Below are 15,189 nucleotides of genomic sequence, written 5' to 3' on the forward strand. Positions count from 1 at the left end.
TTAGATAAGATTAGTCCTGTGTTAGACTGCGATTCATCAGAATAAGAACACTGCTGGCCAAGAAAAACGCCCGTCAGGATGGACGTCTGGCGTTACCGTAGCGAGCTTGCGCTGCCTACGACTTCAGGCGACATGTAGCCTTCATGAGCCATGTATCGCCTAACCGGTTGCTAACTTCGGTGAAAGCTGGTTGCACAATTTAAAACATGCCGACCATCGAAGAAAAAGCCGCCTTCTCCGAACGTCTCAAGTTCGCAATGAAGCGCGCCCCGGAAAAGCTGCGTGGCAGCACCGACCTCGCCAACAAGTTCAACCTGCGCCATCACGGCGAGCAACCGGTGTCTCCGCAAACCGCCCACAAGTGGCTGAGCGGTCGCACCATTCCCACCAACGACAAGCTGGAAACGCTTGCGAAGTGGTTCGACGTGGACGCCCACTGGCTCCATTACGGACCGTCGCCGGGCCATGCCACAGCCGCCGTTCCCCAGCCACGCAAGCCTGATGAGAAATATCCGCTTTCCGAGGAAACACTCGAACTGGCTTCGAAGATCGAGGCGCTGAGCGTGCATCACCGCTATCTGGTCGAGGAGCTGGTTTCGCAGTTCTACGGCGTCGGCAAGAAGATCTAGCGCCAGTATGGCCTGGTCGCGCTTTGGCGCGGCAAGCAGACAAAACGCCGCACACTGGAGAAGGCCCCCGCAGGGCGCAACCAATAAAAAAGCCGCCGGGCTCGAGCCGGGCGGCTTTATTTTTTTGCTTGCCTCGCTGTGAGGCGAGGGCGGCGGTTCGGCGCCGCCCTTGTGCTTACGCAGCGTCCTTTTTCGGAGCGACGTCTTTCTTCGCCTTGTTTTTGCCCATCATGCGCGTGATGTAGTACTGCTGCGCGATCGACAGCACGTTGTTCACGACGTAATAGAGCACGAGGCCGGCCGGGAAGAAGAAGAACATGACCGAGAAAGCGATCGGCATGAACATCATCATCTTGGCCTGGACCGGGTCCGGCGGCGTTGGGTTCAGCTTGGTCTGCACGAACATCGAAACGGCCATCAGAACCGGCAGGATGAAGAACGGATCCTGCTGCGAGAGGTCGTGAATCCAGAGAATCCACGGCGCGCCGCGCATTTCCACCGACGAGAGCAGCACCCAGTACAGCGAGATGAACACCGGAATCTGGATCACCACCGGCAGACAGCCGCCGAACGGATTCACCTTCTCGGTCTTGTAGAGCTCCATGAGCGCCGCGTTCATCTTCTGCGGGTCGCCCTTGAGGCGCTCGCGCAGTGCCTGCATACGCGGCGTGATCTCCTTCATGCGCGCCATCGACTTGTAGCTCGCGGCGGAGAGCGGGAAGAACACGGCCTTGATGAGCAGCGTGAGCAGCACGATCGCCCAGCCCCAGTTGCCCACGTAGCTGTGGATCTTCTCGAGCAGCCAGAAGAGCGGCTTGGCGATGATCGTCACCCAGCCGTAGTCCTTCACGAGCTCCAGACCCGGCGCGATGCCTTCGAGCATGCGCTCTTCTTCCGGACCGGCGAAGAGGCTGGCCTGCACGTTGTCGGTCGCACCTGGTGCGATCGTGCCGAGCGGCTGCTTCACGCCTACGCGGTAGAGGTTGTTGTCGAACTTCTCGACGTAGATGTCACGCTTTGCGCCCTGCGGCGGAATCCACGCCGTTGCGAAGTAGTGCTGCACCATCGCGATCCAGCCGTTGTCGGCCTTGTTCACGTAGTCGGCCTTGTTCTTGTCGATGTCGCTAAACGAGATCTTCTGGAAGTGATGCTCATTCGAGTACACCGCCGGGCCGATGAAGGTATGCGAGAAGCGCGGCGTATCCACCGGCTCGCTGTCGCGCACGAGCTCCATGTAGAGCGTGGGCGAGACCGGCGTGCTGCCGACGTTCTGCACCTTCGTGTCCACGCCGATCACGTAGCTGCCCTTCGTGAACGTGTAGGTCTTGCTGACCTTCACGCCGCCCTTTTCGGGCGACTCGAGGCTGATGTGGAACGAGTTGGCATCGCCGGTCAGCTCGCGCGGGCCGTTGACTGCCGTGTACACGTCGTTGTGGTTCGGGAAGTCGCCACCCAGCAGACCCGTACGCGCGAGGTACGTGTGGTCCTTGGTGTGGTCGAACAGCGTCATGTACTGATCGGGGCTCTTGCCGTCGGCGCTTTCTTTCACGAGCGAGAGCTTCGCGAGCGTGCCGCCGCGCGTGTCGATCTCGCCGTCATAGACGTCGGTGCGGAAATGCACGAGCTGCGCGGCCGCCTCGGCGGGCTGAGCCGTGGTCGCGGGCGCCTGGCCCGCGCTCGTTGCCGGCAGGTCGGAAGCGGCGTTAGCCGCGTTCGCTGCACTTGCAGGCTTCGCGCCGCTGGCGGCGCCTTGCTGGGTTTGCGTCGCGCTCGGGAAGAACATCGACTGGCGTCCATGGTCGCGCTGCCAGTTGTCGTACAGCATGACCGCTGACATGAAGAAGATGACCCATAGGACGGTGCGTTTGATATCCATGCGTTGTCTCAGTGTCGATGGAGTGGCGCGTCAGCGCTTTTTCGGGGGTGCAGGGGGGACCAGGTCGACGCCGCCCGCCGAGAACGGGTGGCAGCGGCACAGCCGCCTCGCGGCGAGATAAGTCCCACGCGCGGCGCCATGATACTGGATTGCCTCGCGCGCGTAATCCGAACAGGAAGGGTAAAAGCGGCACCGGTTGCCGAGCAGAGGGCTCACGGCAAGCTTGTAGAAACGCAGTAAAGCGATCAGTACCGTTTGCATGGCGTGGCGGTCGGACTGCTCCGCATAGAAATACGAACCTCGGGCCGTGCCATCGGGCGCGGCCCGCTCAGCGCAAACGCCGGGTTCGTGGGCCGTGCTCATGAGCCGGCGGGCCGATCGAGCACTTGCGGCCCGGACTCATGGGTGCGGCGCTTTCCGGCTTCGCGAGCCGCCTTCTCGAGCAAAGTCTCGATTTCGGCGCGGCACAACGCCTTGAGCGGCGGCGACGAGGCGCCCGGCATGGCCTTGCGGTCGAATTTCGTGTGCAGACGCAGCAGCAGATCGAAGCCTTCGAACTGCGCGCGGCGCACGCGAAACGCCTCGCGGGCAACGCGGCGCACCAGGTTGCGCGTGACCGCGCGCGGCGCGTACTTCTTGCCGATCACGAGCCCAAGCCGCGCGTCCTTGCCTGTGGGCCGACCGTACACGACGAAGTGCTCGGTGCGGCGCCAGGGGCGCAAACGAAAAACGGATGAGAACTCATCCGTTTTCAATAGCCTTGCGGCTTTCGGGAAAGCGGCCTGCGTTCGCAACAAGGTAGTGCGCGCGTCGTCCGCTTCTTCCGACAGTTTCACGTCAGGCCCGCTATCTTCGATTGTGGTCGATTCTGCTGATAGCGATGCTATCGACAAAACTGGAAAGCGGCGCGCTTAGATGGCGAGGCGCTTGCGACCCTTCGCGCGGCGCGCGTTGATCACTTTGCGGCCACCGGCGGTCTTCATACGCACGCGGAAGCCATGGGTACGCTTGCGGCGGGTAACGGAAGGTTGGTAAGTACGTTTCATGTTGCTCTCACTTGTTGAGAATTGACCGCGGCGAGCATCGCGGAAAAAGCAATGGCCGGTGGTACAAAAAAATTGGTTTTCGCGGAACCCGCTATTTAATCCCGTTTTTCGTTGGCCGTCAATAGGTTAGGGCATCGCGGCGGCTGGCTCTGCTCTCACCCGGTTCTGTCGCTAAATGAAGGGACCGTGGCGCGCCGCGATGATCCGTCCCTGTGGATAACTTCCAGGTAACGGGATTTCGGCGTTAGAATCTCGGCTATCCCAAGAATCCTGCATGCCGCTCTGGCCCGCCTGCTTGCCGCAAAACCCTTGCCGCGCGGGCGCCCGGAGCATTTGTTGTCGCCTCGTCAGGGCCTCGTTGCATTTGTGCGACATGAACGGCGCGACCGCAATGCATGCAAACAAAACGACCACAGCAACTCGATGAACGAATTCTGGCAACACTGTTCCGCACTGCTGGAGCGCGAGCTGACGCCCCAGCAGTACGTGACGTGGATTAAGCCGTTGGCCCCGGTTGCCTTCGATGCTGCGGCAAATACGCTGCAGATCGCCGCCCCCAACCGCTTCAAGCTCGACTGGGTCAAGAGCCAGTTTTCGGGCCGCATCACCGATCTGGCCCGCGATTTCTGGCAGACCCCCGTCGACGTGCAGTTCATCCTCGACCCGAAGGCGGGCATGCGCGCGCCGCACGTAGCAACGGCTGCTGCCCCGCGCGCGCCGCTGGCGGCAGCGCACGCCGAAGCCACGCACGCCGCGGCTCAGTCGCAATCTCAACATCTGGGCGCCGCGGCGGGTATGTCCCACACTGGCATGTCCCAGCCGGGCCCGGCCTCCGCTGCGCTCGCGGGCTTTGTGGGCATGACGCACGCAGCGGCGCAGGGCGCGGCTGGCGCGCAAGCCGCCGAAGATGCCGCCGACCTCGACCTGCCGAGCCTCGACGCCAACGAAGCCGCCGCAGGCCGCCGTGGCTGGCGGCCCGGCCAAAGTGCGGCGGCTGCTGCCTCGAGCGGCGAACCCGACCCGACCTACGAGCGCTCGAAGCTCAACCCGGTGCTCACGTTCGACAACTTCGTGACGGGTAAGGCGAACCAGCTCGCCCGCGCGGCGGCTATTCAGGTGGCCGACAACCCCGGCATCTCGTACAACCCGCTGTTTCTGTACGGCGGCGTGGGCCTCGGCAAGACCCACCTGATCCACGCGATCGGCAATCAGCTTTTGATCGACAAGCCGGGCGCGCGCATCCGCTACATCCACGCGGAGCAATACGTGTCCGACGTGGTGAAGGCGTACCAGCGCAAGGCGTTCGACGATTTCAAGCGCTACTACCATTCGCTCGACCTGCTGCTGATCGACGATATTCAGTTCTTCTCGGGCAAGTCGCGCACCCAGGAAGAATTCTTCTACGCGTTCGAGGCGCTGGTCGCCAACAAGGCGCAGGTGATCATCACGAGCGATACGTATCCGAAGGAAATTTCGGGTATCGACGACCGTCTGATCTCGCGCTTCGACTCGGGCCTGACCGTGGCGATCGAGCCGCCAGAGCTGGAAATGCGCGTGGCGATTCTGATGCGCAAGGCGCAGTCGGAAGGCGTGAGCCTGAACGAGGACGTGGCGTTCTTCGTCGCCAAGCACCTGCGCTCGAACGTGCGCGAACTCGAAGGCGCGCTGCGCAAGATCCTCGCGTACTCGAAATTCCATGGCCGCGACATTTCCATCGAGCTCACCAGGGAAGCGCTCAAAGACCTGCTGACGGTGCAGAACCGCCAGATTTCGGTGGAAAACATCCAGAAGACGGTGGCTGACTTCTACAGCATCAAAGTCGCCGACATGTACTCGAAAAAGCGCCCCGCGAACATCGCGCGGCCGCGCCAGATCGCGATGTATCTGGCCAAGGAGCTCACGCAGAAGAGCCTGCCGGAAATCGGCGAGCTGTTCGGCGGGCGCGACCACACGACGGTGCTGCACGCCGTGCGCAAGATCGCCGACGAACGCACCAAGGACGCCCAGCTCAATCACGAGCTGCACGTGCTCGAACAGACGCTCAAGGGCTGAGGCCCCGGGTGGTGCCGTTAGCGTCCGCGCGGCCCGACCTCGTCGGCGCCATCTGTATATTTCGCGGATCGCCCCCAATTTAGGGGAGTGGTCCGTTTTCAGGCACAATATGGGTTTAACCGCCCTGCGGCCAGGCCGCCGGGCGGATTTCACGCCGCGGCCTGCGCTGCAGGGCGGCTCCAGGGTTTGTGGCGCCGGGTGAATGCCAAATGAACGCCGGGCGCCGGCCCTGGACGGGGTGCGCAGACCGTCACATCAACGAAGGAACTCTATGCAACTGGTCAAGACCGAACGCGATAACCTGCTGAGGCCGCTGCAAACGGTGAGCGGCATTGTCGAACGCCGCCACACGTTGCCGATCCTCGCCAATCTGCTGATCACCAAAACCGGTTCCGACGTCTCGTTCCTGTCGACCGACCTCGAGTTGCAGATCACCACGACCGCCGACTTCGGCGTCGGCAACGACCAGGTGGCCACCACCGTCGCCGCGCGCAAGCTGCTCGACATCCTGCGCGCGATGCCCGACGGCCAGGTCACGCTCACGCTCGCCGACAAGCGCCTCACGGTGCAGTCGGGCAAGAGCCGTTTCGCCCTGCAAACGCTCGCTGCGGACGAGTTCCCCACGGTGGCGCAGGCGAAGGATTTCGGCGCGAACCTCTCGGTGCCGCAAAAGACCTTCCGCCAACTGCTCGGCATGGTCTACTTCGCGATGGCGCAGCAGGACATCCGCTACTACCTGAACGGCATGCTGCTCGTCGTCGATGGCGACCAGCTCATGGCCGTGGCCACCGACGGCCACCGCCTCGCGTTCTCGTCGATGAAAATCGAAGGCTCATTCGCGCGCCAGGAAGTCATCATCCCGCGCAAGACCATTCTCGAACTCCAGCGCCTGCTCGAAGACATCGACGACTCGCTGAATATCGACATCGGCTCCACCCAGGTGAAGTTCACGTTCGGCCAGGTCGAGCTCGTCTCGAAGCTCGTGGAAGGCAAGTTCCCCGACTTCCAGCGCGTGATTCCGAAGGCGCACAAGAACACCTTCCAGATCGGCCGCGAAGAACTGCAACGTTCGCTGCAACGCGCGGCGATTCTCACGTCCGACAAATTCAAGGGCGTGCGCTGCATCATCGAGCCGGGCCAGCTCAAGATCATGTCGACCAACGCCGACCAGGAAGAGGCGCAGGAAGAGCTGGAAATCGCCTACCAGGGCGACACCATCGACATCGGGTTCAACGTCACGTATCTGCTCGACGTCCTCGCGAACCTGAAGGTCGACATGCTGGAAGTGAGCCTCGGCGACGCCAGCTCCAGCGCGCTCATCACGATTCCCGAGAACGAGGAATTCAAGTACGTGGTGATGCCGATGCGCATCTAAAAAGCGCGACAGAAGAAGAACACCAGGGGGCGCTGCGCCCCTTTGGCGTTTTTATGGCTTTTTGAAAAAGTCTCGAGCAGTAACACAGGCAGTACGCAGAACCGGAAAATTCCATGACTGATACGAACAACTCGCAACCCGACAACAGCTACGGCGCCTCGTCGATCCAGATCCTCGAGGGTCTGGAAGCGGTGCGCAAGCGGCCCGGGATGTACATCGGCGACACGTCGGACGGCACCGGTCTGCATCACCTCGTTTTCGAAGTGCTCGACAACTCCATCGACGAAGCGCTCGCAGGGTATTGCAACGACATCCACGTGGTGATTCACGCGGACAACTCCATCTCGATCACCGATAACGGCCGCGGCATTCCCACGGGCGTGAAGATGGACGACAAGCACGATCCGAAGCGCAGCGCCGCCGAAATCGTGATGACCGAGCTGCACGCGGGCGGCAAGTTCGACCAGAACAGCTACAAGGTCTCGGGCGGCCTGCACGGCGTGGGCGTCTCGTGCGTGAACGCGCTCTCGAGCTTTCTGCGCCTCACCGTGCGCCGCGACGGCAAGAAGCACTTCATGGAATTCCACCGTGGCGTGCCGCAAAACCGCGTGCTCGAAGAGCGCGACGGCCACGCCGTCTCGCCGATGCAAGTGCTCGGCGACACCGAAAATCGCGGCACCGAAGTGCACTTCATGGCCGATGAAACCATCTTCGGCAGCGTCGAGTACCACTACGACATTCTCGCGAAGCGCATTCGCGAACTCTCGTTCCTGAACAACGGCGTGCGCATTCGCCTGACCGACCAGCGCACCGGCAAGGAAGACGATTTCGCATTCGGGGGCGGCGTGAAGGGCTTCGTCGAGTACATCAACAAGGCCAAGACTGTCCTGCACCCGAACATCTTCTACATCCAGGGCGAGAAGGACGGTGTGGGCGTCGAAGTGGCGATGCAGTGGAACGACAGCTACAACGAAAGCGTGCTGTGCTTCACGAACAACATCCCGCAGCGCGACGGCGGCACGCACCTGACCGGTTTGCGCGCGGCGATGACGCGTGTGATCAACAAGTACATCGCCGATAACGAAATCGCGAAGAAGGCGAAGGTCGAGACCTCCGGCGACGACATGCGCGAAGGTTTGTCTTGCGTGCTTTCCGTGAAGGTGCCGGAGCCGAAGTTCAGCTCGCAGACGAAGGACAAGCTCGTTTCCTCCGAAGTGCGCGCGCCCGTGGAAGAAGTCGTGGCGAAGGCGCTAGAAGAATTCCTGCTGGAAACGCCGAACGACGCCAAGACCATCTGCGGCAAGATCGTCGACGCCGCGCGTGCGCGTGACGCCGCGCGCAAGGCGCGCGAAATGACGCGCCGCAAGGGCGTGCTCGACGGCGTGGGCCTGCCGGGCAAGCTCGCGGACTGCCAGGAGAAGGATCCGGCGAAGTCGGAAATCTACATCGTCGAGGGCGACTCGGCAGGCGGCTCGGCCAAGCAGGGCCGCGACCGCAAGTTCCAGGCAATCCTGCCGCTGCGCGGCAAAGTGCTCAACGTGGAGAAAGCGCGCTACGACAAGCTGCTTTCCTCCGAGCAGATCGTCACGCTGATCACTGCGCTTGGCTGCGGCATCGGCAAGGACGACTACAACCTCGAGAAGCTGCGCTATCACCGCATCATCATCATGACCGACGCGGACGTGGACGGCGCGCACATCCGCACGCTGCTGCTCACGTTCTTCTATCGCCAGATGCCGGAGATGGTCGAGCGCGGCTACATCTACATCGCTCAGCCGCCGCTCTACAAGCTCAAGGCGGGCAAGGACGAGCGCTATCTCAAGGATGAGGCGGACCTCAACGCGCACATGCTGCGCCTTGCGCTGCACAGCTCGGAACTCGTGCCGAGCGAAGGCGCAACACCCATTTCCGGCGACGCGCTGGGCGAGCTTGCGCGCTCGTACCAGCTCGCGCGCGGCGTGGTGGATCGCCTCTCGCGTTTGTACGACGAGCGTGCACTCGAAGCGATCATGGACGGCGTAGCGATCGATCTGTCGAGCGAAGCTTCCACGGAGGCTTCGGCACGTGCGCTCGAAGCGCAGTTGCGCGACGATCCGCTGAAGCCCGAAGTGACGGTCGTGCCGATGTACGACGCGGTGCGCGAGCTGCGTTCGCTGCGCGTGGAGCGCCGCCATCACGGCAACGTGAAGGTCTCGGTGATCGACGAGGAATTCCAGCTCACCGCCGATTATCAGCAGCTCGTGAATACGGCCAATACGTTCAAGGGCTTGATCGGCAAGAACGCGCTCATCAAGCGCGGCGAGCGCAGCATGGCCGTGACCAACTTCAAGAGCGCAATGAAGTGGCTGATTGCCGATGCCGAGCGCAATGTTTCGAAGCAGCGTTATAAGGGGCTTGGCGAGATGAACCCCGAGCAGCTTTGGGAAACGACGATGGATCCGTCCGTGCGGCGTTTGCTGCGCGTGCAGATCGAAGATGCGATCGCCGCCGATGGCATTTTCACGACGCTCATGGGTGATGACGTCGAGCCGCGCCGCGCGTTTATCGAGAGCAATGCGTTGAGGGCGGGGAATATTGATGTTTGAGGGTGGTGTAGCGGGAACCATAATATGAGATTTTGAGAAGCATCCACTGAGACAGTTATCGATGGATGCGGTCCGATAGCTCGGATGACGACACTTGACTGACGTCATAGCCGCGAGAACGACGGCCCCCTTATTGATGTGGCCGTCGATTTCGCGGTTTCGCCAAATCATGGAGCGGGGTTTTAGGCGACTTCTGCTGCTGGCGCTGGTCGACCGCCCTACGTGCATAGTGCGCGAGCGACTTTCTTCAGAGCTTCAAATCGTGCAGCCTCGTGACCATAAATTCGTCGTTCCTTGCCATCGGCAATCGTACGACGCATACCGCCTCCGAAAGACTCGGAGCGGGTTTAGCCGTTGATGCCTTTCTATCTAACGTCGACAAAGTGTGGAATGTGGCGAAGTCGGTGACGGTGGAGTGAGTGGGCGGCTGCGTTGCGGTCCGTTGTTTGATTAGATTAGAAGCGTATACGCGTAAACACATCTCGACCTCCGGAAGCCAGTTTTTGCTTCTAGGTGACTGTTTTTACAAGGAAAGCGCTTCTAATTCCGCCGCGAGAATTTCCGACTTTCGAAGGGGAAATCCGCAAAAAATGGCACAAGAATGACGCCAAACTGAGCGGCCATCCCGGGCTTCGTCCCCGGGCGCATCACTTGACGCGGTCGCCGCTTCCCGGCGCCGCCACGCCATCCGCTCAGCTACAACATTCAATCACACAGCGGCGTTCATAATTAGTTCCGCATCGACTTCGGCGCCAGAGCCTCCAATCACATGACCATTTTGGAAACGAACGAGAGGCTGGCCGAGACCTATAGCGAAGCTTGCTACTTCTTGCGTCTGGACCAAGCCGCGCGCGTGGACTCCGATTGGTTCAAGGGTTTCGTGGCCTATCCCAGCGTACGCAGCTTCTTCAAGCAATCCGTCTTCGGCAAAGGCGCTGTGCTGCAGGTGGCTGCCGTGACGCAAATCGCGCACGCGTACGTGGCCTGCTTCGAGCGCGAGCCTTCCGAGCCACTGCCCACAGCTGCTGCAGTTCGCGGGCTGATGAGGAAAGCAGGTGCCTTTGAGTCCGAGCTTGCGGCTGAAAGCTCGTCTTGGGTTCCGTCGGAATTGGAGAAGAGCTTTCGCGGCTCGTTGAAGAGCCTTCGGGACGCTGCATCGACCGTCGAACGCCGGTCGGCGGGGCGTCCGGCATTCAGCGAGAGGCGCATCTTCGTGTTGCATCTTGCTCGCGCGCTTTACGGAATGTGTGACGACTTTCCGGGCAGGTTCATTGCCACGGTCGCTGCTCGGGTATGGGAAGACACGGACGACCGCACCGTCCGGAAAATACTGACCGACGACGAGCGGGACGCCATCAAGCGGCACGCCGCGGAGAACCGCCGGCTGGTTGCAGAAAGCGAAAACACTACGCAATTGCTGCTGAACCGCGCCAGCATCCCACCGAAGGCTGCCCTCCAGGCCCGAGAGCCGCAGACGACCAGCGAGATATTCGAAATGATGCTGGCGCTCGCGAAGCGCATTCCTGACGAAACGACTTCAATCTCCGCCGTCAATCTCATGCACATGCTTCGCGATGAAGCCGGAATTGAGCCCGACTTTCCAGCAGAATGAGGCGGCCGAAATAGGCGTCAAAATCTGCCGAATTTCGGCCGGATGATTTTCTGGTCGGTTTGCGGGGTATTTCGGTAGCAGTGTCTCGAGGCAGAAGGCGAACAATACGCCTTGTCTCAACTACCACTGCTTCGAATGCACAATTTCCTGTCCTTCAGCCGCATCATCGACAACTGGCCGGATAACACCGCCGCGCATCAGCGTGCACGCCTGCTTCTGGCTATGAGGTTTCGCGGAGGGGTGACGACGCTCGAGGCAATGCGGTTTCTCGACATCGTCGACCCGCGGGCGCGTATTGCTGAGTTGCGCAAGGAGGGGTACCGCATCAACACGTCCTGGGTGCATCAGCCATCCGAATGCGGCCGGATGCACGTTGTGGGCTTGTATGCCCTCACGGGCAACGTTGAGGGCGTCGCAGTCACCACGACCTCGAAGGCGCCTCGCGACCTGGCAAGCCGACAGATGAGGCTCGCGCTCTAGCATCGGAGCCAGCGCGCCCATCGCATTCTCACGCGAAAAGGTCCCTAACGCGCTCGAAGGGAAGTCCCGACTCCGCCGCGCGTCGAACCTTCCGTTCGAGCACATGGTTCAAGGGCAGTTGTCTGTCCAGCGCGTCGAACAGGTCGAGTCCATCCATACAGATGACACGCTTGCCTCGACCGAAGGCAGCTAACCCGTCTGCCGTGAACCCGCTGTTGCTCACAAACAGGCCGCGCGCCCATGCGGCTTTCTGCTCAAGCTTCCCGTGAAACGCATGCAAATCGGCCGCTCCAGTGAGTTCGGACTGCCACTTCGCTTCGACAAGATAGGTTTCTCCCTGCAGCACGAAGCTGCCGTCTATCTGCTCCCCGCGATGGCGAAAAGGTTCTCGCGCTTCGAGGCCGAAACAGTCAAACGCGTCCTTGAGCCACGCCTCAAACGCGTAGCCTCGTGGCTGAGGTGCCAACGACGACAGTTCAAGAAGTTTGCTCTTGAGTCCCGCGATTCGTTGGACATCCAGCGCCGGCTTGGGGGGAGGATTTGTTCTACCGGCTCCTTCCGGCTTGCCCTCGAGGCGGTTAATCAACGAGAGGAACTGTCCTTCGGCGTTGACTACCCAGTCTTCCCGCCCCTGCGACTGCCGAACGGCTTCGCGATATTTCCACAGAACCTTGAGCGTCTTAACGGCGGTACCCAAGTCCACCTTGTTCAAAAAGCACCTTAATCGTTTCGCTTTGGATGGGCCGTTATCGCGGTAGGCTGGGTCATCGATGTCGACGTCGAGCTCTTCCAGAAAGAATATGCCCATGGTTCGGTCAGAGAAATTGAGCACATACCCGCCATTCATTTCAAACAAGTCATCCACGAGTTTCATGTCGAAGGTTCGAATATTCGGCGTCTTCATGCGTTGCATAAGGTCTCTGCCTGGTGGGTAATCATGCCGGCATCAGTCTTCCGCCTGCACCGCAGGCTGCCGCTCTTCTGGCTTCCAGTCTTGGGAAACGAAGAAAGTATGCCTGAACATGAGCCAAGCATTGCACCCGTGTGAAGCATCGACGAAGGCGGCCAACGACACGTAACCGTCCGCGCGCATCGTTACGAACTCAGCGTAGTATCGACAACCCTACGGACAGCCTCTTCGTATTATTCTGCGCAAGCTCTGCGTTTCATCGACGCGTCCGAACATCAAGGAATTATCTTGACTGACCACATTTGCTACGCCTGCTTCGAAGATTCCGTCCTCCGTGAAAGAGTACAACGGGTCGGGGGTGTTGACGAGTGCAGGGTCTGCGAGGAACGGCGGGAAGGTATATCCGTCGAACAACTCGCCGAATGGCTCGAGCCCGTCATGCGCGAAAACCTGGGTTGGGGCCGTGAGGTACCTTATTTCGGTGAGGGCGACAGCGACAGCGTTAGTTACCGCCGCCTTGGCGACCCGCTCGAACATTGGGTGCAGAACTTTCTCGGACAGTATTTCGACTTCCAGAACGAAATAATCGACGCCGTTATAGAAAGCGAATTCTTCTATCCCGGGGATGGCGGAGAGCCTTTCTGGGATGAGACGATGGATTACGAGGAGGTCAGGCACAGTGGAGGGGAGTTCGGGCTCGCGTGGCAGGAGACCCTTCAGGACGTGCGGCATAGGAGGCGTTTCTTCAGCGAGAAAGCCCACAAGTTTTTCGCTGAGTTGTTCGCCGATGTCGAGCATATGCACTTGCCCGGCAAGCCGCGGTCACCGGTCGTACGTACACTCCGAACCGGTACGCGACTCTTTCGAGCACGGGTGGTTACGAGCTCCTCACTGCTTACCGAGATGGTCGACGACCCTTTGGCGCACATCGGCCCACCGCCGCCGCACCTCGCGCGGGCTGGCAGGATGAACGCGGAAGGGATTTCCGTCTTCTATGCGTCGCTAGAGTCGCCAACCTGCCTAGCAGAAATGCGCCCCGCGATTGGCAATGACATCGCGCTGATTGAACTGCGAACAAACAGGCCCCTGCGCGTATTGGATTTCGAGCGGCTTGAGACTGCGCGTTCAAGCAAACCGCTTAGCTATTTTCAACCTGACTATCAAAAGCAACTGAAGCGCCGGAACTTTCTGAAGATACTTCATACTCTGATTGCCCAACCCGTCACGCCTGGTCACGAGTCTGACTATCTCATCACCCAAACGATGGCGGAATTCCTTTCCCACGTCGCCGCTCCGTCGTTCGATGGCATCTTGTTCAAATCGACCCAGCGCCAGAACGGGACGAACATCGTGCTATTTCCGAATGCGGTGCTCAACGAGTTTGGCGAGCCTCTCGCCTTGCCAGTGTCTCTCGCCGCCGAAAAGGTGAACCTGTTTCGAACCCAATCCATCTCTTATGCGCACGTGAAGCTGGACTTCTATCGGCCGGACGACGCAAATGACGTTATCGTCTTTCAAGATGACGAACCACATCCGGATGACACGTATTCGGACGATTGGCCGGATTAGGTTAAGGTATATCACCTCTGCAATGACCGCGCGGCCTCGACGAGCCAGCTTGGCCGCGCAACGGCCAGCGACGAATTCGACGGATTCAAAGGCCGGCAAAACGGCAAGCGCATGGAACGCTATGGCACTCGAGACTTACGACTGGTTGAAAATTGCGGCGTCATCTGCTGTTATCGGCTCGGTGGTGAGCTCTGTAATTAACGGCTTGTTCGCACGAGGCAAAGACAGGCGTGAACGAGACCGGGAGTCGTTCCTCGCTGCGCTGCTAGCGGTCGAAGAACTCGAAGGCTACATGCGTGCTTGCGTTCAGATGATTTACACAGACAGCGAAGCGCAGGCGGAGGCAAGTCGGTACGTTAGCTACGAACCCTTGCGTCAAGTGCGGCTTCCAGCTTTCTCGTACCCTAACGAAATCCAGTGGAAGTGGCTGCCGAAGGATACAGCAGCGCAACTGCGCGAGTTTCCCAACGCACATAGGGAGATTGCCCAGTACATTCGGAACAGTAGCGAATTCGATGACCCATTCGGCACGTGTGACGAGGTAACGCTCGGCTGTGCGCGGCTCGGAATGCAAGCTTGGGAACTGGCTGCCAAGGTGCGATATCGGTCGGGACTACCGACCGCACAGCTTCATCAGCACGGGGGAGACGCGTTGAAAACACTAAGCGACCGTGTTTTGCAGTATGAGCAGCGCGTCAAGAATCGTGAGTCGGCGCCGCCCATCTAGCCCATGCCCGAAGGGAATAGCACGCAGCAGCCGGAGTCTGGCAGTCGGACTACGTGACCCTCGAGCACTGCACCGCGTGGCTTCCAGATGCAGACTCGGATTCGACAGCCTAACCGACGGCCATGAGAAGCTAAGCTGCGCGCAGCAGTATCGCAGCGCTCCGCGCGCTGCCTCCACGCCATTGTTGCGAGACGAGGACGTCACTGAACTCGTGAGTGCCGAATTCGAGCCCATTTTCGGCTAGGTTCCCAGTCGGAACATCTCGAATGTCTCGGGGTCCTGCCTTTCTGTGATGAATTTTGCGAAGAAATGGGTTCCGGTGCTATTC

General features: G+C 60.4%; 13 protein-coding genes. 8 read left to right on the forward strand and 5 right to left on the reverse strand.

Annotated elements, in window-relative coordinates; translation table 11 throughout:
- Window positions 1–206: 206 nt before the first annotated feature.
- Entirely contained in the window at window positions 207–629 is a 423-nt protein-coding gene (locus L5014_RS31470; RefSeq protein ID WP_238467704.1) for a transcriptional regulator, read from the forward strand.
- A 175-nt stretch (window positions 630–804) separates the two neighbouring features.
- Here L5014_RS31470 and yidC read toward each other — a convergent pair whose 3' ends face one another.
- From yidC to rpmH, 4 genes are all read right to left on the reverse strand, one after another.
- Window positions 805–2,505 carry a membrane protein insertase YidC gene (gene yidC / locus L5014_RS31475; protein WP_238467705.1) on the reverse strand — a complete coding sequence of 567 codons (1,701 nt, stop codon included), beginning with the start codon at window positions 2,503–2,505 and terminating at the stop codon, window positions 805–807.
- Between the two features lie 30 nt (window positions 2,506–2,535).
- Complete coding sequence (yidD, locus tag L5014_RS31480; RefSeq protein WP_238467717.1) at window positions 2,536–2,766, reverse strand: membrane protein insertion efficiency factor YidD; 231 nt, start codon at window positions 2,764–2,766, stop codon at window positions 2,536–2,538.
- 98 nt (window positions 2,767–2,864) lie between these two features.
- Window positions 2,865–3,341, reverse strand: coding sequence for a ribonuclease P protein component (gene rnpA, locus L5014_RS31485; RefSeq protein WP_420800172.1), 477 nt, complete (start codon window positions 3,339–3,341; stop codon window positions 2,865–2,867).
- Between the two features lie 75 nt (window positions 3,342–3,416).
- A complete protein-coding gene (gene rpmH / locus L5014_RS31490) occupies window positions 3,417–3,551 on the reverse strand; it encodes a 50S ribosomal protein L34 (protein WP_004198824.1) in 135 nt (44 codons plus the stop codon).
- Window positions 3,552–3,974: 423 nt separating this feature from the next.
- Between rpmH and dnaA the strand changes: the two genes are divergently transcribed.
- From dnaA to L5014_RS31515, 5 genes are all read left to right on the forward strand, one after another.
- A complete protein-coding gene (gene dnaA, locus L5014_RS31495) occupies window positions 3,975–5,603 on the forward strand; it encodes a chromosomal replication initiator protein DnaA (protein ID WP_238467706.1) in 1,629 nt (542 codons plus the stop codon).
- 271 nt (window positions 5,604–5,874) lie between these two features.
- The gene (dnaN, locus tag L5014_RS31500) at window positions 5,875–6,978 is read left to right on the forward strand and encodes a DNA polymerase III subunit beta (protein WP_238467707.1); all 1,104 of its coding nucleotides are present in this window, start codon (window positions 5,875–5,877) and stop codon (window positions 6,976–6,978) included.
- Window positions 6,979–7,091: 113 nt separating this feature from the next.
- The gene (gene gyrB, locus L5014_RS31505; RefSeq protein WP_238467708.1) at window positions 7,092–9,563 is read left to right on the forward strand and encodes a DNA topoisomerase (ATP-hydrolyzing) subunit B; all 2,472 of its coding nucleotides are present in this window, start codon (window positions 7,092–7,094) and stop codon (window positions 9,561–9,563) included.
- A 769-nt stretch (window positions 9,564–10,332) separates the two neighbouring features.
- Entirely contained in the window at window positions 10,333–11,175 is an 843-nt protein-coding gene (locus L5014_RS31510; protein ID WP_238467709.1) for a hypothetical protein, read from the forward strand.
- Window positions 11,176–11,310: 135 nt separating this feature from the next.
- Window positions 11,311–11,655 (forward strand): helix-turn-helix domain-containing protein, encoded by a 345-nt coding sequence (locus tag L5014_RS31515; protein WP_238467710.1) that lies wholly within the window; start codon window positions 11,311–11,313, stop codon window positions 11,653–11,655.
- 28 nt (window positions 11,656–11,683) lie between these two features.
- Here the strand turns inward: L5014_RS31515 and L5014_RS31520 are convergent, their stop codons facing one another.
- Window positions 11,684–12,568 (reverse strand): restriction endonuclease, encoded by an 885-nt coding sequence (locus tag L5014_RS31520; RefSeq protein ID WP_338019359.1) that lies wholly within the window; start codon window positions 12,566–12,568, stop codon window positions 11,684–11,686.
- Between the two features lie 285 nt (window positions 12,569–12,853).
- Here L5014_RS31520 and L5014_RS31525 point away from each other — a divergent pair, with 285 nt between their 5' ends.
- On the forward strand, window positions 12,854–14,134 hold the full coding sequence (locus L5014_RS31525) for an RES family NAD+ phosphorylase (RefSeq protein ID WP_238467711.1): 1,281 nt from the start codon (window positions 12,854–12,856) through the stop codon (window positions 14,132–14,134).
- Between the two features lie 121 nt (window positions 14,135–14,255).
- On the forward strand, window positions 14,256–14,861 hold the full coding sequence (locus L5014_RS31530) for a hypothetical protein (protein ID WP_238467712.1): 606 nt from the start codon (window positions 14,256–14,258) through the stop codon (window positions 14,859–14,861).
- Window positions 14,862–15,189: the final 328 nt, after the last annotated feature.

It is taken from the genome of Paraburkholderia tagetis, from assembly GCF_022213065.1.
GTDB classification, from domain to species: domain Bacteria; phylum Pseudomonadota; class Gammaproteobacteria; order Burkholderiales; family Burkholderiaceae; genus Paraburkholderia; species Paraburkholderia tagetis.